At 64.1% G+C, this 22280-nt stretch carries 21 protein-coding genes; 10 read left to right on the top strand and 11 right to left on the bottom strand.

All coding sequences use genetic code 11. From position 1 onward, the window contains the following. Positions 1–26 precede the first annotated feature (26 nt). The gene (locus tag ACVJ19_RS36280) at positions 27–1907 is read right to left on the bottom strand and encodes a TRAP transporter large permease (protein WP_453953822.1); all 1881 of its coding nucleotides are present in this window, start codon (positions 1905–1907) and stop codon (positions 27–29) included. Continuing rightward, positions 1904–2926, bottom strand: a complete 1023-nt coding sequence (locus ACVJ19_RS36275) for a TRAP transporter substrate-binding protein (RefSeq protein ID WP_453953821.1) — start codon at positions 2924–2926, stop codon at positions 1904–1906. Before ACVJ19_RS36275 ends, ACVJ19_RS36280 begins: the two co-directional genes overlap by 4 nt. A 283-nt stretch (positions 2927–3209) precedes the next feature. Here ACVJ19_RS36275 and ACVJ19_RS36270 point away from each other — a divergent pair, with 283 nt between their 5' ends. Further along, complete coding sequence (locus ACVJ19_RS36270; RefSeq protein ID WP_453953819.1) at positions 3210–4097, top strand: LysR substrate-binding domain-containing protein; 888 nt, start codon at positions 3210–3212, stop codon at positions 4095–4097. A 255-nt stretch (positions 4098–4352) separates the two neighbouring features. Then, complete coding sequence (locus ACVJ19_RS36265; protein WP_453953818.1) at positions 4353–5708, top strand: NAD(P)H-dependent oxidoreductase; 1356 nt, start codon at positions 4353–4355, stop codon at positions 5706–5708. A gap of 132 nt (positions 5709–5840) precedes the next feature. Here ACVJ19_RS36265 and ACVJ19_RS36260 read toward each other — a convergent pair whose 3' ends face one another. Further along, the gene (locus tag ACVJ19_RS36260) at positions 5841–6806 is read right to left on the bottom strand and encodes a DMT family transporter (protein ID WP_453953817.1); all 966 of its coding nucleotides are present in this window, start codon (positions 6804–6806) and stop codon (positions 5841–5843) included. 73 nt (positions 6807–6879) lie between these two features. Beyond that, on the bottom strand, positions 6880–7359 hold the full coding sequence (locus ACVJ19_RS36255) for a PaaI family thioesterase (RefSeq protein WP_271584412.1): 480 nt from the start codon (positions 7357–7359) through the stop codon (positions 6880–6882). A 185-nt stretch (positions 7360–7544) separates the two neighbouring features. Between ACVJ19_RS36255 and purL the strand changes: the two genes are divergently transcribed. Further along, a complete protein-coding gene (gene purL, locus ACVJ19_RS36250) occupies positions 7545–9755 on the top strand; it encodes a phosphoribosylformylglycinamidine synthase subunit PurL (protein ID WP_453953816.1) in 2211 nt (736 codons plus the stop codon). A gap of 77 nt (positions 9756–9832) precedes the next feature. On the opposite strand, the gene ACVJ19_RS36245 is transcribed toward purL, so the two are convergent. Then, positions 9833–11023 (bottom strand): acyltransferase family protein, encoded by a 1191-nt coding sequence (locus tag ACVJ19_RS36245; RefSeq protein WP_453953815.1) that lies wholly within the window; start codon positions 11021–11023, stop codon positions 9833–9835. A 178-nt stretch (positions 11024–11201) separates the two neighbouring features. On the opposite strand from ACVJ19_RS36245, the gene ACVJ19_RS36240 reads away from it, so the two are divergent. After that, complete coding sequence (locus tag ACVJ19_RS36240; RefSeq protein ID WP_018647430.1) at positions 11202–11375, top strand: DUF1328 domain-containing protein; 174 nt, start codon at positions 11202–11204, stop codon at positions 11373–11375. 42 nt (positions 11376–11417) lie between these two features. Here the strand turns inward: ACVJ19_RS36240 and ACVJ19_RS36235 are convergent, their stop codons facing one another. Together ACVJ19_RS36235 and ACVJ19_RS36230 are read right to left on the bottom strand one after the other, a co-directional pair. Continuing rightward, on the bottom strand, positions 11418–12518 hold the full coding sequence (locus ACVJ19_RS36235; protein WP_453953814.1) for an alpha/beta fold hydrolase: 1101 nt from the start codon (positions 12516–12518) through the stop codon (positions 11418–11420). A 61-nt stretch (positions 12519–12579) separates the two neighbouring features. Continuing rightward, the gene (locus ACVJ19_RS36230; protein WP_453953813.1) at positions 12580–12939 is read right to left on the bottom strand and encodes a DUF427 domain-containing protein; all 360 of its coding nucleotides are present in this window, start codon (positions 12937–12939) and stop codon (positions 12580–12582) included. A 197-nt stretch (positions 12940–13136) separates the two neighbouring features. Here ACVJ19_RS36230 and ACVJ19_RS36225 point away from each other — a divergent pair, with 197 nt between their 5' ends. Together ACVJ19_RS36225 and ACVJ19_RS36220 are read left to right on the top strand one after the other, a co-directional pair. Beyond that, the gene (locus tag ACVJ19_RS36225) at positions 13137–13373 is read left to right on the top strand and encodes a BolA family protein (RefSeq protein ID WP_011088461.1); all 237 of its coding nucleotides are present in this window, start codon (positions 13137–13139) and stop codon (positions 13371–13373) included. A 26-nt stretch (positions 13374–13399) separates the two neighbouring features. Then, positions 13400–14593, top strand: a complete 1194-nt coding sequence (locus tag ACVJ19_RS36220) for a low temperature requirement protein A (RefSeq protein WP_453953812.1) — start codon at positions 13400–13402, stop codon at positions 14591–14593. 229 nt (positions 14594–14822) lie between these two features. Here ACVJ19_RS36220 and egtD read toward each other — a convergent pair whose 3' ends face one another. Both egtD and egtB read right to left on the bottom strand, forming a co-directional pair. After that, positions 14823–15794 (bottom strand): L-histidine N(alpha)-methyltransferase, encoded by a 972-nt coding sequence (egtD, locus tag ACVJ19_RS36215; protein ID WP_453953811.1) that lies wholly within the window; start codon positions 15792–15794, stop codon positions 14823–14825. Between the two features lie 50 nt (positions 15795–15844). Next, a complete protein-coding gene (gene egtB / locus ACVJ19_RS36210; RefSeq protein WP_453955273.1) occupies positions 15845–17143 on the bottom strand; it encodes an ergothioneine biosynthesis protein EgtB in 1299 nt (432 codons plus the stop codon). A 262-nt stretch (positions 17144–17405) separates the two neighbouring features. Between egtB and grxD the strand changes: the two genes are divergently transcribed. From grxD to ACVJ19_RS36190, 4 genes are read left to right on the top strand one after another with little or no spacing between them, the layout of a single operon-like run. Then, positions 17406–17732 (top strand): Grx4 family monothiol glutaredoxin, encoded by a 327-nt coding sequence (grxD, locus tag ACVJ19_RS36205; RefSeq protein ID WP_453953810.1) that lies wholly within the window; start codon positions 17406–17408, stop codon positions 17730–17732. Between the two features lie 4 nt (positions 17733–17736). Beyond that, complete coding sequence (locus ACVJ19_RS36200) at positions 17737–18291, top strand: O-acetyl-ADP-ribose deacetylase (RefSeq protein ID WP_453953809.1); 555 nt, start codon at positions 17737–17739, stop codon at positions 18289–18291. Between the two features lie 43 nt (positions 18292–18334). Further along, positions 18335–19621, top strand: coding sequence for a serine hydrolase domain-containing protein (locus ACVJ19_RS36195; RefSeq protein WP_453953808.1), 1287 nt, complete (start codon positions 18335–18337; stop codon positions 19619–19621). 1 nt (position 19622) lies between these two features. Further along, the gene (locus ACVJ19_RS36190; RefSeq protein WP_453953807.1) at positions 19623–20888 is read left to right on the top strand and encodes a serine hydrolase domain-containing protein; all 1266 of its coding nucleotides are present in this window, start codon (positions 19623–19625) and stop codon (positions 20886–20888) included. A gap of 112 nt (positions 20889–21000) precedes the next feature. Here the strand turns inward: ACVJ19_RS36190 and ACVJ19_RS36185 are convergent, their stop codons facing one another. Beyond that, positions 21001–22068: a threonine aldolase family protein gene (locus ACVJ19_RS36185; RefSeq protein WP_453953806.1), complete on the bottom strand. Its 1068-nt coding sequence runs from the start codon at positions 22066–22068 to the stop codon at positions 21001–21003. Further along, the gene (locus tag ACVJ19_RS36180; RefSeq protein WP_453953805.1) at positions 22068–22235 is read right to left on the bottom strand and encodes a hypothetical protein; all 168 of its coding nucleotides are present in this window, start codon (positions 22233–22235) and stop codon (positions 22068–22070) included. The genes ACVJ19_RS36185 and ACVJ19_RS36180 overlap by 1 nt, the downstream gene beginning before the upstream one ends. Positions 22236–22280 lie beyond the last annotated feature (45 nt).

Below are 22280 nucleotides of genomic sequence, written 5' to 3'. Positions count from 1 at the left end.
CGCAGAACGGCCTCAGCTTGGGAGCCTCACAGGAACACGAGCGATATCCAGGGTACGAAGGTGATCAGCAGCAGGCCCAGGAACAGCCAGGCGAGATAGATCCAGATCCTGCGCATGCCGGCATCCGGCGGGACGTTGCCGATGATGCAGGCGGCGTAGTAGCAGAGGCCGAAGGGCGGGGCGAACAGGCCGAGGCCCATGGCGAGGATCACCACCATCGCATAGTGCACCTCGTTGATCCCGAACTGAGCGGCCACCGGGAACAGCAGCGGGCCAAACAGCACGATGGCCGGGATGCCCTCCAGCACGCTGCCCAGCACGATGAAGGCGACCACCGAGATCAGCAGGAAGCCCCAGGCGCCGCCGGGCACGCCGGCCATGCGCGCCGCCAGATCATGCGAGAAGCCGGATTGCGCCAGCGCCCAGGCCATCGCGCTCGCAGCCCCCACGATGAACAGGATCGAGCCGGACAGTGAGGCGGTCTGCACCAGCATCGGCAGCACGTTCTTCCAGCTTAGGCTGCCGCGATAGATGATCAGGCCGAGCACGAGGCAATAGGCAATGCCGATGGTCGAGACTTCGGTCGCGGTCGCATAGCCCTCGACCACCGCGCTGCGGATCAGGAACGGCAGCGCCAGCGCCGGCAACGCCGCCCACAACGTCCTTGCGACCACCGACATGGGCGCACGCGCGACCTTGAGCGCTGCATTCTCCTCGGAGCCCGCGCGGTAGCGCGCGACGAAGGCGAGCACGATCGCGAGCACGATCCCCGGCAGGATGCCGGCGGTGAACAAGGCGGCAATCGACACGCCGGTGACGGAGGCGATCGCGATCAGAACGATCGACGGCGGAATGGTCTCGCTCATCGCGCCTGACGCCGCGAGCAGCGAGACCAGCTCGCCATCCTTCATGCCGCGCTTGCGCATTTCGGGAAAGAGCACCGGTGCGATCGCCGCCATGTCGGCGGTCTTGGAGCCGGAGATGCCGGAGACCAGCAGCATGGCCCCTAACATCACATAGGACAGCCCGCCGCGGACATGGCCGAGCACGGAGGCGAGGAACGCGACCATGACGCGCGCCATGCCGGTCTGCTCGACCAGTTGTCCGAGCAGCACGAACAGCGGCACCGCGAGCAGGATCAGCGAGCTCATGCCCTCGTCGATGCGCCCGACCACGACCAATAGCGGCGTCCGCGTCGTGGTCAGCAGGAAAGCGACGGTCGCAAGACAAAAGGAAAACGCAATCGGCACGCCCGCCATCACGGCACAGCCGAGCAGGCCGACGAAGAAGATCAACAGGTTCCAGTTGCCGAGCGATTTCAGCGATGGACCTGCGAGATAGAGCGCACCGGCAATGGCGGCGAACAAGACAGCCACACCAAGCAGGTCCTTCGCTGACCGCTTGACCAGGGTGAGGCAGATGCTGGCGAGCGCGATGATGCAGCCGGCCGGGATGGCCGCCGCGCGGACCATGCCGGACCAGCCGAGGGCCGGCGTCTCGACGAAGGCTTGGTCCTCCACATAGTCCAGTGCCGGATGCAGGATGATCGCGAGGAACAGCGCAACCCCGCCGGCCGCGAGCGTCGAGGCCCAGGCCTCCGCACGGGGCGACAGATACGACGTGAAGAAGGTCAGGCGCATATGCGCCGAGCGCTGCACGGCGATCGCGCTGCCGAGCATCGCCAGCCACAGGAACAGGATGGAGGCGAGTTCGTCCGACCAGATGATCGGCCGGTGGAAGATGCCGCGCGCGACGATGCCGGCGAACAGGATGATGACCTCGGCGACGACGGCTATCGCGGCCGGAACCTCCACCAGCCAGCGCAGCGACTGCTCCAGCCAGCGTCCGCGCAACGGCTGTGCTCTGCCGAGCGCCGCCGTTTCCTGCATGTCGATCACGGCGCTCATGCCAGTGCTCCGGCCGCGGCCTCCAGAATCTTCCAATGGTCCTCGCCGAACTTGCCGCGCCATTCCTTGTAGAAGCCGGCAGCCGACAGCCCCTTGCGGAACGCTTCCTTGTCGGAGGCCTCGAAGGTGATGCCCTTGGCGACCAGCTGGTCCTTCAGCGTCATATTGAGCTTGGCGGTGTCGGCGCGCTGCTCCACCGCGGCCTGGTCGAATTCACGCCGGACGATCGCCAGTAACTCGTCGGGCAGCGCCTTCACCGAGCGGCGGTTGCCGAGGATGAAGAACGGATCCCAGATATGGTTGGTCTCGGAGATGTATTTCTGCACCTCGTAGATCTTGCCGGCCTCGATGGTAACGAGGCCGTTCTCCTGGCCGTCGACGAGATGGGTCTGGAGTGCCGTGTACAATTCGTTGAAGTTGATCGAGGTCGGGTTGGCGCCCAGCGATTTGAACAACGAGGTGAAGATCGGCGATACCGGCACGCGGATGCGGTAGCCGGCGAGATCGGCCGGCGTCTTGATCGGCTTGGTGAACGAGGAAATCTGTCGGAACGTGTTGTCGGCGGGCTTGGCCATCACCAGCGCGCCGGTCTTCTCGATCTGACTTGCGATCAGCTTGCCGAGGTCGCCGTCCATCGCATTCCAGACCTGGCTGTAGTCGGAGAAGGCGAAGCCGACATTGGCGATGCCGGCGATCGGCGCCACCGTCGACAGCACGGAGCCGGCGATGTTGAGAAAATCGACGCCGCCGCTGCGGATCTGGGTCAACAGATCGGTGTCCGAGCCGAGCTGCGAGGCCGGAAAGAACTTGATCTCCAGCCGGCCGCCGCTCGCCTCCCTGATCCGCTTTGCGGCCTGATCGAGGCGGGTGTTGATCGGTTGGGTCAGCGATTGGCCGGTGGCGAGCTTGTATTCGAACTCGGCGGCCTGCGCCGGCCTGGTGCGAATCGCGACCAGCGGAACGGCGGCAGCCGCCACCATGAAGTTGCGGCGTGAAATCCTGTGACCCTTGCCCGACATCGTCAGTCCTCCCTGATAGTTTCGTGCGGCGCCTTTGTCGGCGCACGTGCTCATTGCCGCGCGCAGGCCTTGCTGCGCGGGTGTCGCTGAAATCGCTTGTCTGGTGAAAGGGCCTGGTCTTGCGTTCCTTCCCCCCGGGCGGACCGGTGCGCAGCACCGTCCTGTTTCCTCATCTAGCACCCGTCTGTCGCGGGTTGCCTTGAGCCTGAAGCCTAGATCGCTGGCCATGGGCGACAATTGAATTATATTCGCCGTCACTTTAGCTGGTCTAAAAGGTTCTCTGATGCAGATACCGTTCCGCGCCATCATCGTCTTCCACGCTGTGGCGCGCGCGGGCAGCATTTCCCGTGCGGCGGACGAATTGCGGGTGACGCCCTCAGCCGTCAGCCAGCAGATCCAGGCGCTGGAGCTGCATCTCGGCACGGCGCTGACCTCGCGGGTCGGGCGCAACATCACGCTGACCGAGGCCGGTGAGCGCTATTTTGAGATGATCAGCCGCGAGATCGAGCACGTCACCGACGTGACGCAGCATGTCCGCGGCATCCGCTCCGCCACCACTTTGACGGTGCGCGCCGCGCCGAGCGTATCGAGCAAATGGCTGCTGCCGCGGCTTGCCAGCTTCGTCGACGCCAATCCGGACATCGAATTGCGGCTCGACGGCACCAATGAGCCGACCGATTTCCGTAAAGAAAACGTCGATCTGGAGATCCGCCACGGCGAAGGCGGCTGGCCCGGCCTGTTCGTCGAAAGCCTCGGCAAGGAGCGCTTCTTTCCGCTGTGCGCACCCTCGTCCTTTGCGGCGGGCAGCCTCGCAGCCCGGGACCTGCTCGAGCACCGGCTGATCCATTCGGTGAAATCGCAGATGCAATGGCCGCGCTGGTTCACGGAGGCCGGCATTGAGCCTGCGGAACGCTGGAAGCGCGTGCTGTTCGACCGCAGCCACATGGCGATCGACGCTGCCGTCGACGGCCTCGGCATCGGGCTGGAAAGCGAGCTGCTGGCCTGGCGCGAATTACGCGACGGGCGGCTAGTCTGCCCCGTGAAGAATCCGCCTGAGATCGCGCTGACCACGCAGTGGATCGTCTGCCCGCACGGCCATCTGCGCCACCGCAAGACCCGCACCTTCCTCGACTGGCTGCGCGGGGAGCGCGATGCCTGGAGCGCGCGCTAGCGCATGATCCGGAAAAGTGTGAAGCGGTTTTCCGAGAAAGATCATGCGCAAACAAAGAGCTAAAGCGCGATGATGATTCATCCTCATCGCGCTTTAGGCCATGGCGATTGTTTAGCGTGCCTACATCGTCGCCGCAGATAATCTGAATTGCCCTCGGATTCGTCGCTGCCTAACGTTTCCGTACAAGGCGAGCGCGGCCGGACGTTACGGCTGCAACAACGCCGTCACCCGAGGAAACATTTCAAGGAAATCCAGATGAATCTCCATCGCATGCTGCTGGAACGCAAGGCAGCCGGCAAGCCTGTTACCATTGGCCTGATCGGTGCCGGAAAATTCGGCCTGATGTTCCTGTCGCAGGTGCGGCAGACCGACGGCATGCATCTCGTCGGCGTCGCCGATCTGAACACCGCCCGCGCCCGCGCTCAGCTCAAGCTCGGTTGCTGGCCGGAAGAGCAATACGCGGCAACCTCCATCGACGACGCGCTCAAGCGCGGCGGCACCGTCGTCACCGACAATGCCGACGCGCTTATCACCCATCCGGCGATCGAGGTGATCATCGAGGCGACCGGCGATCCCGGCGCCGGCATCCGCTTCGCGATGAAGGCGATCGAGAACGGCAAGCACATCGTGATGGTCAATGTCGAGGCGGACGCGGTCGCGGGCCCCATCCTGGCGCGCAAGGCGAAGCAGGCCGGCGTTGTCTATTCACTCGCCTGGGGCGATCAGCCGGCACTGATCGCCGATCATGTCGATTGGGCGCGCGCGGCCGGTTTCAAGGTCGTCGCCGCCGGCAAGGGCACGCGCTATCACCCGACCTATCACCAGTCGACGCCGGATACGGTCTGGGACATCCTCGACAAATACATGAAGATCAAGGATCGCAACTCGATCAACCCGAAGATGTTCAACTCCTTCGTCGACGGCACCAAGTCCGGCATCGAGATGACGGCGGTGTGCAATGCGACCGGGCTGCACGCACAGAGCGAAGGCCTGTCGTTCCCGCCGGCGACGCGGTTCGAGCACGCCGAGATCTGCAAGCCGAAATCCGATGGCGGCATGCTGGAGAAATCGGGCGTCACCGAGGTGACCTCGTCGGTCTATCGCGACGGCTCCGACGTGCCGCAGAGCCTCGTGATGGGCACCTATGTGGTGTTCGAGACCGACAGCGCCTATTCCGAGGAATGCTTCCGCGAATACAGCATGCTGCCGGACAAGACCGGCAAATATGCCTCTCTGTACCGGCCGATCCATATGATCGGGCTCGAGCTTGGTATTTCCGTCGCCTCCGCGGCGCTGCGCAAGGAGCCGACCGGCGCGCCGATCGTCTTCAATTCGGACGTCGTCGCGACCGCCAAGCGCAAGCTTAAGGCCGGCGAGATGCTCGACGGCGAGGGCGGCTTCTGCGTGTGGGGCAAGCAGACACCTGCCGACGCTTCACTGAAGCAGGGCTACCTGCCGCTCGGCCTCGCCCACCAGGTCAAGCTCAAGACCAATATCGAGCCTGGTCAGCGCCTGAAATGGGAGGACGTGGAGTACGATCCCAATAATCTCGCGGTGCGGGTGCGCCGCGAGATGGAAGCAGCCTTCCGGCAGCCAAACGTGGCTGCCTGATCGGCGCTCGCTGAAGCGCGATGAGATTTGGATGAATCGTCATCGCGCTTTAGATTGTTGTTTACGCATGATCTTTCCGGAAAACCGCTTCGCACTTTGCGCCAACGCGGCCCTCCGGGTCCGGATCATGCTCTAGCGCAGTTTCAGCCGCTCCGCCGGCACCGTCATGGCCGCAACGCCGGCCATCACCAGCAGCAGGCCCAGCGCCAGGTTCGACGGCACGCTCTCGCCGAGCAGCAGCACCGAAAGCCCGACGCCGATCGGGATGCGCAAATAGCCTTGCGCGTTGGTCGTCAGCGTGCCGAGCCGGCCGAGGCAGACGTAGAACAGCATCAACCCTAGCGCGCTGGAGACGATGCCCATGACGATGGTGGCGACGATCGCCGTCGGCGTCGGATGCAAGGTCCAGGGCTGATCGATGAGCAGCGAAGGCGGCAGCAGCACGAGGCCGCCGAACAAGAGCGAGCCGGCTGCGACCACCATCGGGTCGTATTCCGAGAGCCGCAAGCCAAAGATCGTCGCACAGGCAAAGGAGATGGTGGCGAGCAGGATCGCAATCTCGGCGATGATCTCGCTGCCGAAGCCGCGCAGCGCATCGAGTCCGACGATGGCGACGGTGCCGGCGAGTCCCAAAATCGCGCCGGCGAGCTTCAGCAGCGTTGCCGGCTCGTGCCGCGTGATCAGCGAGGTGATCAGGAAGGCGAAGATCGGCGTGGTCGAGGCCAGCACCACCGTGTTCGAAGCCGGCACATATTGCTGCGACCAGGTGATGATCAGGAACGGGAAGGTCGAGTTGATCAGCTGCTGGGTCGCGAACAGCTTCCAGGCTTTCGCGTCGGTGGGAATCCTGGTGCCGCGCATCCACAGGATCGCGAACAGGAAGGCGGCCGCGATCAGCGAGCGCGCCGAGATGAAGGTGATGGGCGGGATCGTGTCCAGCGCCAGTTTTGCCAGCGGATAGGTCGAGCTCCAGCAGCAGGCCAGCGCGAACAGCAGCGCGTAGTCGCGCCAGTTGCGGGCGCCGGTGGCGGCCATGGACGGCAGCGGTGTTGATACGGAGGCCGCTGCGCGACCCCTCGGCGATGTGCTCTGCGGCACCTTGTCTTGCTCCCCGGCGCGAACGCGCTTGCCGCAGTCTGGGCGAGGGGGCGCGAAAAGGGAAGGCGCCGAGCTATGCGTTTGGCTGAGGGAGCGACTTCCACTTCGCCCGCTTGATCGTCCCGGAAAAGGTGAACAGAAGGCGCTCACCGGCGGTCATCTGCCCGCGCAGGAAGATCAGCGACTTGCCGGCGCGGGTGACCTCGCCGGTGCACTCGATCAGCTCGCCCTCATGTCCCGCGTCGAGGAATTCGCAGGCGAAATTGACGGTCACGCCTTTGCCGTTCAGGGCGTGGCGGCCGATCGCGAACAGGCTGTAATCGGCGAAGGCCATGAAGCAGCCGCCATGGACGTTCCCCGAGCCGTTCAGGTGCTTTTTCTCGACCCGGAAGGCGCAGCGGACGCTGCCGTCCGCCTCCAGGCGGTGCCAGAAGGGGCCGATATGGTTCTCAAAGCTGTCGCGAATCCAGGTCTGCCAGCCTGCAAATTCGCCCTCGGTCGCGACATGCAGCTCGGGGCGGGGGGAAGCGGCCATTTTGGTCAATTCGTGCAAGGAAATGGGCCTTCAATTACGGGTACTTTGCCCTTAAATCCGATCCGTCCGCGCCGTGCAATTCCCGTTCCCGCGGGGCCCCCGGCGCAAAACGTGGGACAGCGGGAAAATGCGCCATAAAGGGCTTTTCGCGAGCCCCCGATGTTCCTAAGAACGGCCAAACCGCCGCCGAAAGCCCCGAATCCATGAAGAATGAACCCAAGATCACCCCCGAACTGGTTGCCGCCCACGGGCTCAAGCCCGACGAGTATGAGCGCATCCTGAAGCTGATCGGGCGGGAGCCGACCTTCACCGAGCTCGGCATCTTCTCGGCGATGTGGAACGAGCATTGCTCGTACAAGTCCTCGCGCATCCATCTGCGCGGCCTGCCGACCAAGGCCCCCTGGGTGATCCAGGGGCCCGGCGAGAATGCCGGCGTGATCGACATCGGCGACGGCCAGGCCGTGGTCTTCAAGATGGAGAGCCACAACCACCCGAGCTACATTGAGCCCTACCAGGGCGCGACCACGGGCGTCGGCGGCATCTTGCGCGACGTCTTCACCATGGGCGCGCGCCCGATCGCCTGCCTCAACGCGCTGAGCTTCGGTGCGCCCGAGCATGCCAAGACGCGGCATCTCGTCTCCGGCGTCGTCGCCGGCGTCGGCGGCTACGGCAATTCCTTCGGCGTGCCGACGGTCGGCGGCCAGGTGCGCTTCCACACCCGCTACGACGGCAACATCCTCGTCAACGCGATGGCGGTGGGCCTCGCCGATGCCGACAAGATCTTCTATGCGGCCGCCTCCGGCGTGAACATGCCGATCGTCTATTTGGGCTCCAAGACCGGGCGCGACGGCATCCACGGCGCCTCGATGGCCTCGGCCGAGTTCGACGACAAGTCCGAGGAGAAGCGCCCGACGGTGCAGGTCGGTGATCCCTTCGCCGAGAAGCTGTTGCTGGAAGCCTGCCTCGAGATCATGGAGAAGGGCTGCGTCATCGCGATCCAGGACATGGGCGCGGCGGGCCTGACCTGCTCGGCGGTCGAGATGGGCGCCAAGGGCGACCTCGGTGTCGACCTCGATCTCGATGCGGTGCCGACCCGCGAGACCGGGATGAGTGCCTACGAGATGATGCTCTCGGAGAGCCAGGAGCGCATGCTCATGGTGCTGAAGCCCGAGAAGGAAAAGGAAGCCGAGGAGATCTTCACGAAGTGGGGGCTCGATTTTGCGATTGTCGGCTACACCACGCCGAGCAAGCGCTTCGTGGTCAAGCATGGCGGCGACGTCATGGCCGACCTGCCGATCAAGGAGCTCGGCGACGAGGCGCCGGTCTATGACCGCCCGCATGTCCCGTCCGCCGCGCTGCCGGTCGTGCACGCGCGCGACGTGGTCGCGCCGATGGGCCTCGGCGCTGCGCTGGAGAAGCTGATCGGCACGCCCGACATGTGCAGCAAGCGCTGGGTGTGGGAGCAGTACGACCACGTCATCCTCGGCAATACCATGCAGCGTCCCGGCGGCGATGCCGCCGTCGTGCGCGTGCAGGACGGACCGAAGGGCCTGGCGCTGACCGTCGACGTCACGCCGCGCTATTGCGAGGCCGATCCGTTCGAGGGCGGCAAGCAGGCGGTGGCGGAAGCCTGGCGCAACATCACCGCGGTCGGCGGCAAGCCGCTCGCGATCACCGACAATCTCAATTTCGGCAACCCTGAGCGTCCCGAGATCATGGGCCAGTTCGTCGGGTGCCTGAAGGGCATCTCGGAAGCCTGCCGCACGCTCGACTTCCCGGTCGTCTCAGGCAACGTCTCGCTCTACAACGAGACCAACGGCCGCGCGATCCTTCCCACGCCATCGATCGGCGGCGTCGGCCTGCTCGACGATTTCACCAAGTCTGCGTCACTGGCCTTCAAGGCCGAGGGCGAGGCGATCCTCTTGATTGGCGAAACCCATGGCTGGCTCGGCCAGTCGGTCTACCTGCGCGACATCTGCGGTCGCGAGGAGGGCGCGCCGCCGCCGGTCGATCTCGCCGCCGAGAAGCGCAATGGCGATTGCGTGCGCGGCATGATCCATGCGGGCACCGCGACCGCCGTGCACGACCTCTCCGACGGCGGCCTCTTGATCGCACTCGCCGAGATGGCGATGGCGGGCGGCATCGGTGCAAAGCTGCTGGCGGCGCCGACGTCGCTTGTCTCGCAGGCCTACTGGTTCGGCGAGGACCAGGCGCGCTATCTCGTCACCGTGCCGGAAACCGAAGCCGGCCGTGTGCTCGCCAAGATGCGCGGCTGCGAGGTGCCCTGCGTGCGGATCGGCACCACCGGCGGCGATGCGATCGCGATCGCCGGCGAGGCGCCTGTTACGATCGACGTGTTGCGCAAGTCGTTCGAGCGCTGGCTGCCGGAATATATGGGTGGCAAGGCGGCGTAAGGCGCCGCCTCAATCTCAGACCCGTAGCCCGGATGAGCGAAGCGACATCCGGGTCTTGGTCGACACGGTTTCCCCGCTCAAAGCACCTTCGTCGCGCCCGGGATCTGCCGCAACGCTCGCGTCAGCGCCCAGCTCGCCGCGACTGTCAGTACAAACCCGATCGTGGCCTTGACGATCGCCGGCAGGTCGTAGTCGAACAGCCAGTATTGCAGCCACAGTGCGATCGGGTAGTGCACCAGGAACATGCCGTAGGCGTCGGACTGCATCGGATCGAGTAGCTTGGCTGAACCTGATTGCTTGAACCGCTGGAAAAAGGCCAGGATCAGAAACATGATGGCCACGCTGAAGACAGTGAAGCAGATGGCATAGAGCGCTTCATACCAGTCCGGCAACGGCGACGGGTTGCCCAGTATTTCGCGCTTGATGAAGATCAGCACCCACAAGAGGCAATACGGAACGATCGCCAGCACCATCCAGTCCCAGCTGACCTTCGCCATCCGGCCGTCTGCGGCGAGCAGCCCGCGATCCATTTGCGCAACGCCGATGCCGGCACCGAAAAAGAAGTAGGTCGCGTAGAGCATCACGCGCCCGTGCTGGACCGAGAACGGCCCGAACTCGAACCAACTGCTATGCCCGTAGTGAACCAGCCCGGGAATGTAGAACGCAGCGGTGACGGCAAGCATGACCGCGAAGAACACCGCGGGCCGGCGGCGGCCGTGCAGCGAGAGGCGATTGATCGGATCGAGCAGATTGGGCGACAGCCGGTACAGCAGGCAGGCAACCAGGTCGAAGCCGAACAAGACCCAGAGAAACCAGATCGGCCCGCTCGGCCACGGGCCCTTCGTGATCATATTCCAATAGTATTCCGAAAAGCCGATCTCGGGATGGTGCCGCAGTGAGATGGCGTAATAGGCGAGCGGAATGATCGTGAAGGCGCAGATCACGAATGGCAGCGCGAGCCGAAGCAGGCGATCCTGCAAATAGCTCAGCGGTCCCTTCCGGGCGATACCAGACCAGGCGAACAGTCCCGACAGGAAGAAGAACATCGCCATGAAGAAACTGTCGGTGGCGAGCACGATCATGTCGAAGCCGAAGAAGTACTTCGGATCGGTATGACCGAAATAGGTATAGGGGATCACCGCGTGATGCAGCAGCACCACCAGAGTCAGGAAGGTGCGGGCGCGATCAATCGCCAAATTGCGCGCCTTGGCCTTTGGTGCAGCTTGCGCCTCTGCGTCCATCGTCGCTGTATGTGACATCGTCATCATGGCCGCCCCGCGCTCCCTGTCCCGAGTGGACTGTGCCGCCGGGAACCGGATTCAGCAAGGGGCGTTTCTGCCGTAGTTGAGGCCTGACACGGTTAGGAACCAGTTCCGCGCAGCAAGGTTAGCGTTCGCGCAAAAGGGCTTGAGGGCCGCAAAGGCGGCACCAATTTCGGAGCTGGTGATGACGATCCTGAAATGGGCACTGATCTTCTTACTGGTCTCCATCGTAGCCGGCGTGTTCGGCTTCACCGGCATCTCGGCCGCCTCGGCCGATGTCGCCCGCTTCCTGTTCTACGTCTTCGTCGTGATCTTCCTGGCGCTGCTGATACTGGGGCTGACGATCTTCAGGGCTTAGCGGGAAAGCCGCTCGACCGGGCCGGCTCCCAGGCGCAGGTCCTCAATTGCGAGCATACGCCCTTACGCGGGCCAGCAACTCCGCCAGAAACTCATCGGGACGGTTGAAGGGGAGAAAATGATCGCCGCCGCGCATCCAAACAAATTCCTTATGGGGTGCGGTGATCTGACTGAAATATTGCTCGGCAGGTCCGCCCGGCGTCACGCCATCCGCATCGCCCTCGATGAAGAACATGGGGATCGAAAATTCGAGCCCTATTGAAGCCGTGTCGTGCTGAACCATCGGACCATCCCGTCCGGTCAGATATTTGGTGGAGAAGGCGACGCCCTTGCGCCAGTTGTACCAATCGAGCAGCGAGAAATCCGGCATGAAGCGGGGCGGGATCTGGCCGGCCAGCTGGATGCGATCGACGGGAAGGGCCAGCGCGCGGCTCCACTTTTCGGCGATCAGGCGATTTTCCTGGCTCATGGTCGGCCGTGCAGCGATCGGCGCCAACTCCGCCAGCGCCTCGTTGTTGCCGGTCGACGCCGCCAGCGTTTGCAGGCGCGCAATCTTGAGCTCGAATGCCTTCTCGAAGGTCGTCCTGCCAACGACCTGGCCTGTGCCGACATAGGCCGAGAACAGATCGGGGCGTTGCTTCGCCATGTGAATTCCCAGGAATGAGCCCCAGGAGTGCCCGACCAGGACAACCCTGTCCTTGTGCAAATGTGCGCGCAGATATTCGGCCAGCTCGATGCCGTCCTGCGTCATTCGTTCCAATGTCATGGTTGGAGCGAGCGCGTCTCCAGCGGCACCATAAGTGCGGCCGGTGCCGCGCTGGTCCCATTGCACAACAGTGAAATGCTTTTCCCAGGAGCGCCAGCCCGACGAGATGGGCAAGGTGGTGCCTCCGGGCCCGCCATGGACAAACAGAAGAACCGGGTTATCCCGATCCTCGCCGCGGATTTGAATCCACTGCTTGATGCCGCCGATGACGACGAACTCTCCCTCCTGCACCCCTTTGGGGGAGCGGATGGCGAGAGTTTCCGCAGCAAGATGCTGGCGATAGGCGCGAAACCCGAGCCCGGCAGCTGCCACCGCAATCGCGACGCCGGCCGCCCCGAGCAACGAGATTCCAATAAGTCTTCCGGCCTTGCGCGGCATTGACGGCAGCATCGACTGAGAGGGGGATTCGTGATCGCCCCGGCGTCAGAACGCCGTAAACCTACCCCACTTCCTCGATCTTCACCTTGTCCGGATAGAAGGCGAGATGGCCGGAAATCTCGGTCATGGCGGGGAATGGGGTCTCGTAGGTCCAGATCGCGTTGTCGAGCGTCTTGCCGTCGGCCTTGACGCTGTAATAGCTCGCATCGCCCTTGTAGGGGCAATGGGTGACGCGGTCGGTGCGCTCCAAGAGCGCCATGTTGGCGTCCTCCCGCGGCACATATTGCACCGCCGGATATTTCGCCTCCTTCAAGGTCAGCGCCTTGCTGGTCTCGGCGATCACGATGTCGCCCGCCGTGACGCGGACGCGCCGGGGGTTTTGGGTGATGGTGATGGGGTGGTCCGGCCCTGGAAGCTTCATGGTTTCACGCCTTTTCGATCAATCTGCCGCGCGCGGCACTTTGTCGTGCCTTTGTCCCGATGCGATCAGGGATATAGTGCCGGAAAGCGTGACGTAGAAGGCCGTTCACGCTAAGTTTGGCCCGCCGGCCCCGGGGACCCCGGCGAGCGATTCGATGACGAGGCTGCCTTGCAGCCGAGATAAGGAGCTAGACCCGAATGCCCATGGACGCCCACGATATCGAGGCGATGATCAAGGCAGCGATCCCCGATGCCGAGGTGACCATCCGTGATCTCGCCGGCGACGGCGATCACTATGCCGCGACCGTGATCTCGGAATCCTTCCGCGGCAAGTCCCGCGTCCAGCAGCACCAGATCGTCTATCAGTCCCTGCGCGGCCAGATGGGCGGCGTCCTGCATGCGCTGGCGCTGCAAACCGGCGTACCCGGCACCTGACCTGACCCAAGCGACGGGGGACGACGATGGCTGCGGACAATCCGCGCGGCGCGATGTTCCGCGTTATCACGCCGAACCAGCCCAGCCGCGTCACCAACGCCGAGCTGTTCTTCGACCTCGTCTTCGTCTTCGCCGTCACGCAAATCTCGCACACGCTATTGCACCATTTCACGCCGCTTGGCGCGGTGCATGTCACGGTGCTGTTTCTCGCGGTGTGGTGGGTGTGGGTCTACACCGCCTGGGTCACCAACTGGCTCAATCCCGATCTGACGCCGGTTCGCATCCTGATCTTCCTGATGATGCTCGGGGGCCTCGTGCTGTCGACGACCATCCCGACCGCCTTCGAGGGGCGGGGCCTCTGGTTCGCCATCGCCTACGCGGCCATGCAGGTCGGACGCACCGCGTTCTGGCTGTTCGCGACCCCGCGCCATCGCACGGCGGTACGGCACAACGCGATCCGCATCCTGACATGGCTCTCGATCTCGGCGGTGTTGTGGATCGCGGGCGGTCTTTCCGAGGGAGAGACCCGGCTGTGGCTGTGGATCGCGGCGGTCACCTGGGAGTATGTCTCGCCAGCGGCGCGTTTCTGGGTCCCGAAGCTGGGCTTCTCGTCGGTCGAGGCCTGGGCGGTCGAAGGCAACCACATGGCCGAGCGCTGCTCCCTCTTCGTCATCATCGCGCTGGGCGAGACCGTCGTGGTCAATGGCGCGACCTTTGCCGAGCTGGAGTGGACGTCGGCCAACATCCTCGCGTTCGTCTCGGCGCTGGTCGGCAGCATCGCGATGTGGTGGGTCTATTTCCACAAGGGCGCGGAAGCCGGCTCCGAGCGCATCTCGAAATCCGCCGAATCCGGCCGGCTGGCGCGGCTCGCCTACACCTATCTGCACATGCCGATCGTCGCCGGCATCATCCTCACCGCGGTCTCGGACGAGCTGGTGCTGAAGCATCCGACCGGCGATTCCGACATCCGCACCATCGTGAGCACGATCGGCGGTCCCCTGGTGTTCCTGATCGGCACCATCCTGTTCAAGCACGCGATCCGCGGCTTCCTGCAGCTCTCGCACGGCATCGGCATCATCCTGCTGCTGGCGCTGTGGTGGTTCGCCGCCGAGCTGTCGCCGCTCTGGCTGTCGGTCGCAACCAGCGTAATCATGATCGTGGTCGCGGTGTGGGAGTCGGTGTCGCTGGGTTCGAAGAGCGAGGAGGCCGGGGAGCATTGAGCTCACCAGGAAGGCATTGTTTAGGGCCTCTCTGGAGCGGTCTGAGCGCGCGCCTCGTCCTTCGAGACGACCGCTTCGCGGTCTCCTCAGGATGAGGCTAATCAGCATTGGTGCCCGTTGAAACTGCTGCTGCGCACTCCGTCCTCATCCTGACGAGCCCGCCTAAAGCGGGCGTCTCGAAGGATGCGCCGCGGGGAACGCGCTCTCAAATAGCGGGAAGCGGTGAGGATTACTCCGCAACCTCCAGCGCGTGCACCGAAAACATCTTCGCCGCATCCGTCCAGCTCTCACGCACGCGCCAGCCGGCGCCGTGCGCCAGTGCAGCAAAACGGTCGAGGCTATATTTGTAGCTGTTCTCGGTATGGATGCTCTCGCCGGGGCGGAACGAGAAGCTGGTGCCGAGCAGGCGCACGGTCTGGCTCTTCCTGCTGATCAGATGCATCTCGATGCGGTGTCGCTCGCGATTGTAGATCGCGCGATGGGTGAAGGCGGACAGGTCGAAATTGCCGCCGAGTTCGCGGTTGATGCGCACCAGCACATTGAGGTTGAAGCGCGCAGTGACGCCGGCGGCATCGTTGTAGGCGTCGTGCAGGACGCGCTCGTCCTTCTCGAGGTCGGCGCCGATGATCATCTGGGCGCCCTTGCCCAGGATCTGGCGCGCGCTCTTCAGGAAGGCCTGTGCTTCATGCGGCTCGAAATTGCCGATGGTCGAGCCGGGAAAGAAGCCGACGTTGGGCATGGATGCGACCTGCTTGGGCAGCTCGAACGGCGTGGTGAAGTCGGCGGCGACCGGATAGATGCCGAGCGAGGGGAAGTCGCGCTTCAGCCCGTTCGCCTGCGCCGCCAGGAAATCGCCGGAGATGTCGACGGGCACATAGGCCGCGAATTTGCAATGGCTGAGCAGCAGACGGACCTTCGTGGTCGCGCCCGCCCCGAACTCGACCAGCGCCGCGTGCTCGGGAATGATCTTCGCGATCTCGCTGCCGCGCTCCTTCAGGATCGAGAGCTCGGTGCGCGTCGGGTAATATTCGGGCAGGCGCGTGATCGCCTCGAACAGCTCCGACCCGGTCGCATCGTAGAAATATTTCGGTGACAGCTTCTTCGGCTGCTGCGAGAGATCCTCGATGGCCTCGCGGGCGAAAGCGGTGGTCTGCTCGTCGGGAAGATGGGCCTCGGCCAAAGCGCTGGCGTGCACATTCATGATACTCTCCTGAACGCGCTGTCCGGCGCGCATTTGTCGTCGGATGAGAACTAGTCGTAGTCGGCGAGCCGCAGTCCCGTGAACTGCCAACGGTGGTGCGGATAGAAGAAGTTGCGATAAGTGATACGGCTGTGGTCCTGCGGAGTTGCAAGCGAGGAGCCGCGAAGCACGAGCTGGTTGACCATGAACTTGCCGTTGTATTCGCCGAGCGCGCCTTCGACGGCGCGGTAGCCGGGGTAGGGCGAATAGGAGCTGCGGGTCCACTGCCAGACGATGCCGAAGGCGTCGTTGAGCTGCCGGGTGCGGGCCGCAACCTCCCATTCCATCTCGGTCGGGAGATGCTTGCCGGCCCAGCGCGCGAACGCATCCGCCTCGTAATAGCTGACATGGCAGACCGGGGCGTCGGGATCGACCGGCTTGAGGCCGGCCAGCGTCATCACCTGCCATGCGCCATCGACCTCGCGCCAATATCCCGGGGCCTGCCAGTCTTCCTTGCTGGCCGCGGCAAAGCCGTCCATCAGCCACAGCGTTGCCGTCCGGTAGCCGCCGTCGCGCATGAACGCGAGCCATTCGGCATTGGTGACGAGATTGCGGGCGACCTTGACAGGGCCGACGAAGGCGCGATGGGCGGGCTTCTCGTTGTCGAAATGGAAGCTGTCTTCGACATGGCCGACGGTGTGGATGCCTTCGTTGAGCGTCAGCCAGTCATCGCCGGTACGCGTCGCCGCCGGGATGCGCCAGGCCGGATCATAGGCCGGATAGACCGGATTCTGCGCGAAGGCGTGCAGGATGTCGGTGAACATCAATTCCTGATGCTGCTGCTCGTGGTTGAGCCCGACCTCGACCAGCGGCGCCAGGGCCTGGAGCTTGTCGCCGCTCGCTTCGCGGAAGAATTTGACGACGGCAGCATCGACATATCTGCGATAGGCGCCGACCTCGTCCGCACTGGGACGGGTGATGTCGCCGCGATGGTTGCGGGCATGACGCGGGCCGGCGCTGACGTAATAGGAATTGAACAAGAATGCGAAATCGGGGTGAAAGGCCCGGTAGCCAGAGGCGTGCTCGCCGAGCAAGAACTGCTCCCAGAACCAGGTGGTGTGGGCCCGGTGCCATTTCGCAGGGCTCGCATCGGGCATGGACTGGATCTGCTGGTCCTCGGGCGACAGTGGCGCAGCCCGGCGTTCGGTCTCGTTGCGAACCGCGAGAAAGGCCTCTTCCAGCCGCCGGGCAAGGCTGCCCGGGTCGGAGGACGGTGACGAAAGCTCTGGGGCGGCCGTGGCGGAGGCTGGTTTCGTCACGTTTTTCTCCAGACAGGACAAGAGAACGTTGTTGGCGTTGCCCGGTTCCAAAACCAAGGTTCGTCCTAGATAGGGGCTCCGTTACGGTATGAAAGTCCTCCCCGGTGATGATATTCGAGCCATCATGCAATGGGCCGGGCCTGCCGGGGCCGGTTGCCCAAGGGCGGGACAAGGGCCGGGACGGGGACCGTTCGCCGCCATTTTACTTTGGATGCACAACGGTTTGGGCTACATATATAGGCAGGTATCGGGTTAAATCGGCTGAGCCGGCCCGAAGCAATTGGTGAGGGCTCTGCCCCAGAAGGACACGGATATGAGCATCGCGGAATTCATCGACAACGAAGTGAAGTCGAACGACGTGGTTCTGTTCATGAAGGGGACGCCGCAATTTCCGCAGTGCGGTTTCTCCGGCCAGGTCGTCCAGATCCTCGACCATATCGGTGTCGGCTATAAGGGCCTGAACGTCCTCGAATCCGCCGAGCTGCGCAACGGCATCAAGGAATACTCGAACTGGCCGACCATCCCGCAGCTCTATGTGAAGGGCGAGTTCGTCGGCGGCTGCGACATCGTCCGCGAGATGTTCCAGGCCGGCGAATTGCAGCAGCTCTTCTCCGAGAAGGGCGTCTCCGTCGCGGCCTAAAGCCGTGACCGTGCTGTCGCGCCGGATTGGTGGCGCGGAGCTCGACGTCGTCGTTGCCGACATCACGACACTGAGCGTTGACGCCATCGTCAACGCGGCCAACACGTCGCTCCTTGGCGGGGGCGGCGTGGATGGCGCGATCCATCGCGCGGCCGGGCCCGAGCTTCTCGCTGAATGCCAGACGCTCGGGGGATGCCCGACCGGTGATGCCAAGATCACGAAGGGCTACCTTCTGCCCGCCCGCCATGTGATCCACGCGGTCGGTCCCGTCTGGCACGGCGGCGGCCGCGGCGAGGCCGACGCGCTGCGCTCCTGTTACCGCCGCGCGCTTGAGCTCTCCCAGGCCAATGGGCTGAACTCGCTGGCCTTCTCCGCGATCTCGACCGGCGTATATCGTTTCCCGGCCGACCAGGCGGCCAGGATTGCGGTCCATGCAACCATCGAATCCCTGCCGGCTGCGCCGCTGGTTGCCCACGTCATATTCTGTTGTTTCTCGGACACAAGCGCCGCACTCCATTCGGACGTCTTGGCGCGATACGGCAGCCCTTGTGCCGGATGACGCGGTCAGTACACTCCGCCGGACCATGCTCCGGGGAGGGGATATGAATTTTCATTTTGGATTGCGCCCATTTGTCTATGGCGCATTGTTGTCGCTCGGCGTGATGTCGCTGGCGCGCGCGGAGGGCACCTACGAGATCCCGGCCGGCGCGCATTTCAACCAGGACAAGCTCGCCAAAGTCAGCGAGTTCTTCAAGAACGAGGTCGCGACCGGCAAGATCGCCGGTGCAACCGTGCTGATCCAGCAGCACGGCAAGCCGGTCTACCACGAAGCCTTCGGCGTGCAGGACGTGGTCAGCAAGGCGCCGATCACGGACAAGACCATCTTCCGCCTGTTCTCGATGACCAAGGCGATCACCGCTGTCGTCGCGATGCAACTGGTCGAGGACGGCAAGATCAAGCTTGACGATCCCGTCGCGAAATACATTCCGTCCTTCGCCAATGTGAAGGTCGGTGTCGAGAAGAAGGGCGAGGACGGCGCCAAGTCGCTCGAGCTGGTGCCACCGAACCGGCCGATGACAGTGCACGATTTGATGACGCACACCTCGGGTGTCACCTATGGCTTCTATGGCGACAGCCTCGTGCGCAAGACTTACCGCGACGCCAACATCTATGCCGGCGACTTCGACCTCGCCGAGTTCGCCGAGCGCATCGCGAAACTTCCGCTGCACAACCAGCCGGGCGCGCTCTGGCAGTACGGCCATTCCACCGACATTTTGGCGCGCGTGATGGAGATCGCCGCCGGCAAGCCGCTGATCGACATCATGCAGGAGAAGCTGCTCACCCCGCTCGGCATGGTCGACACCGGCTTCTTCGTCACCGACCCCGAGAAGCAGAAGCTCCTGGCGCAGCCGGTGCCGAATGACGCCGATTTCCGCGTCGGCCGCATCAACGATCCGACCGTCGTCAAGAAGATCATGTTCGCCAGCGGCGGCATGGTCACGACCATGGCGGACTACAAGCGCTTTGCGCAGATGCTGCTCAATGGCGGCAGTCTCGACGGCAAGACCATCCTCAAGCCGGAGACGTTCAAGCTGATGGTGACCGACCAGATCGGCCGCGGCTCCGGCGTCGACCGCGATTATTTCTACTTCCCCGGTGACGGCTTCGGCTTCGGCCTCGGGCTTGCGGTCCGCACCGATCCCGGCAACGCCAAGCCGCCGCCGCCCGGCGATCTCGGCGAACTGAAATGGGACGGCGCCTCCGGCTGCTATTTCGTGATCGACCCCAAACAGGACATGTTCTTCGTGCTGCTGGAGCAGACCCCGACCGAGCGCCAGCGCGTGCAGCGGACGCTGAAGCTGTTGGTTTATGAAGCCATGGAGAATTGACATGTTCGGGCGCCGTGCGCTGTTCGCGGCGCTCGTTCTGCTGTTGACTGCGGCCGGTGCGCAAGCGGGCTCGGAGACGCGCGCCGCGCGCAGCTTCTCGCCTGAAGGCCTCGCGAAGGTCTCCGACTACATCCAGAAGGAGATCGTCGCCGGAACGTTTCCGGGCGCGATCCTGCTGCTGCAGCAGCACGGCAAGCCGGTCTACTACGAGAATTTCGGCGTCCGCGACGCGGCGACCGAGCTCTCGATGAGCGCGGACACCATCTTCCGCCTCTACTCGATGTCGAAGCCGATCACGACAGTCGTGGCGATGATGCTGGTCGAGGAGGGCAAGCTCTCGCTCGACGATCCCGTCTCGAAATACATCCCGGCCTTTGGCGAGATGAAGGTCGGCGTCGAGACGAAGGCCGAGGATGGCAAGGTCTCGCTGACCTTCGAGCCGGTCAATCGTCCCGTGACGATCAAGGATCTGATGCGCCACACCGCCGGGCTTCCTTACGGCTATCACGGCGGGGGCCTGGTGAACAAGCTCTATGCCGACGCCGGTCTGTTCGACAACAGGGCTTTGACCAATGCCGAGCTCGTCGCGAAGATCGCCACGCTGCCGCTCGCCGAGCAGCCAGGCACGATCTGGGACTACGGCCTCTCCACCGACGTGCTCGGCCGCATCATCGAGGTGATCTCGGGGAAATCGCTGCTCCAATTCGAGAAGGAGCGGTTGCTTGATCCGCTCGGGATGACTGATACCGCTTACTATGTCGCCGATCCCGCCAAGTGGCCGCGCATCGCCGAGCCGATGCCGGGGGATCGCGCGATCAGCCCGATGACGCAGGTTCGCGATCCCCGGAAACCGCTGAAATGGGAATCGGGTGGTGGCGGCCTCGTCGGTACTGTCGGCGACTACGCGCGCTTCTCGCAGATGCTGCTGAATGGCGGCACGTTTGAAGGCCGGCGCTATCTCAAGCCCGAGACCATCGCGCTGATGGCGTCGGACCATATCGGGCCGGAGACCAGAATCGCGCGCGACCAGAACTATTATCCGGGCGGCAACTCCGGCTTCGGCCTCGGCTTCGCCGTGCGCACTTCGGTGCCGCCGGGCACGTCATGGCCTACAGGCGAATACCGCTGGGACGGTGTGGGCGGCACGTTCTTCTTCATCGATCCCGAGGACGATCTGTTCGGGATCTTCATGGTGCAGACCCCCTCGCAGCGCGGCCGGATTCAATTGGTGCTGAAGACGCTGATCTATCAGGCGATGGGGCGGTAGCCTTTTCACCGTTTTCGTAGCCCAGATGGAGCGAAGCGCAATCCGGGACTTCCTCACCGCGCGGATAGGTCCCGGATTTCGCTGCGCTCCATCCGGGCTACGGGACTGAGCCTTACGCCCCGCGCACGATCTCGCGCACGTATCCGATCGCTTCCTCGACTTGGGCCGCATTGACGTCGAGATGGGTGCAGGCGCGGATGCGGCCGTCCATCATCGCCAGCGTCACGCCGCGCTGGCGCAGCGCGGCGACCATCTTGTCGCCGGGAATGCCGGCGCCGTCGGGCTTGAAGAACACGAGATTGGTCTCGGGCTCCTGCACCTCGATGCCGGAGATCTGCGACAGGCCGCGGGCGAGCGCGCGCGCATTGGCGTGGTCGTCGGCGAGCCGCTCGACGTGATGGTCGAGCGCGTAGATGCAGGCGGCGGCGCAGATTCCGGCCTGCCGCATCGAGCCGCCGAGCCGCTGCTTCCACTGCCACACGGCGTCGATGAAGGCGCGCGTGCCCGCGAGCACGCCGCCAATCGGCGCGCCCAGGCCCTTGGAAAAATCGATCCAGGCCGAGTCCCAACCCGCGGTCATGTCACGCGGAGAGATGCCGCTGGCGACCGTGGCGTTGAGGAGGCGCGCGCCGTCCATGTGAGTGACGAGGCCGTGCTGCTTGGCGATCGCGACGATCTCGTCGAGGGCTGCCTTCTTCCAGATCGTGCCGCCGCCGATATTGGCGGTCTGCTCGACGCTGACGACGGTCTGCGGCGGCTGGTAGCGCGTGCGCGGATGCAGCGCCTTGCGAAAGGTCTCTGGCGTGAACTGGCCGTCGGGACCCTTGAGCTGCGTCACCTGGAAGCCGCCGATCGCGGCATGCGCGCCGCCTTCGCGGGCGATGATGTGCGCGGTCTCATGCGCCAGGATCTCGTCGCCGGGACGGCAATGCACCAGCGTCGCGGTGACGTTGCACATCGTGCCCGAGGGCATGTAGACGGCCGCCTCCTTGCCGAGCAGATCCGCAACGCGCTCGCACAGCGCATTCACGGTCGGATCGTCGCCGACCTGCTCGTCGCCGACCTCCGCCCGCGCCATCGCCTCGCGCATTCCTGCCGTCGGCTTGGTCTGCGTGTCCGACAACAGATTGATGCGCACCGGCGGCGCCTTGGGATCGATCGGGGGAGGGGTGTAGAGCATCACAGACCGTGCTTTTTCCACATGGCGCGAACTTCATCGGCAGTGGCTAATTCGCCGCGGGCGATTTCAGCCTCTGCTTCTGTCAGGTCGGCCTCTTCTGTTGTTGTTAGTTGGAGAGGAGGCCGATCATCAATCTCGTTGAGAGGTTCGCCGAGAAGACGCGTCATGATCAGCTCCACTGCGCAATCATAGCACAACTGGATCGAGACATG

Source organism: Bradyrhizobium sp. USDA 376 (genome assembly GCF_054063675.1).
The sequence above is the reverse complement of the archived record's forward strand: the minus strand, read 5'-3'. Positions and strand labels throughout refer to the sequence as shown.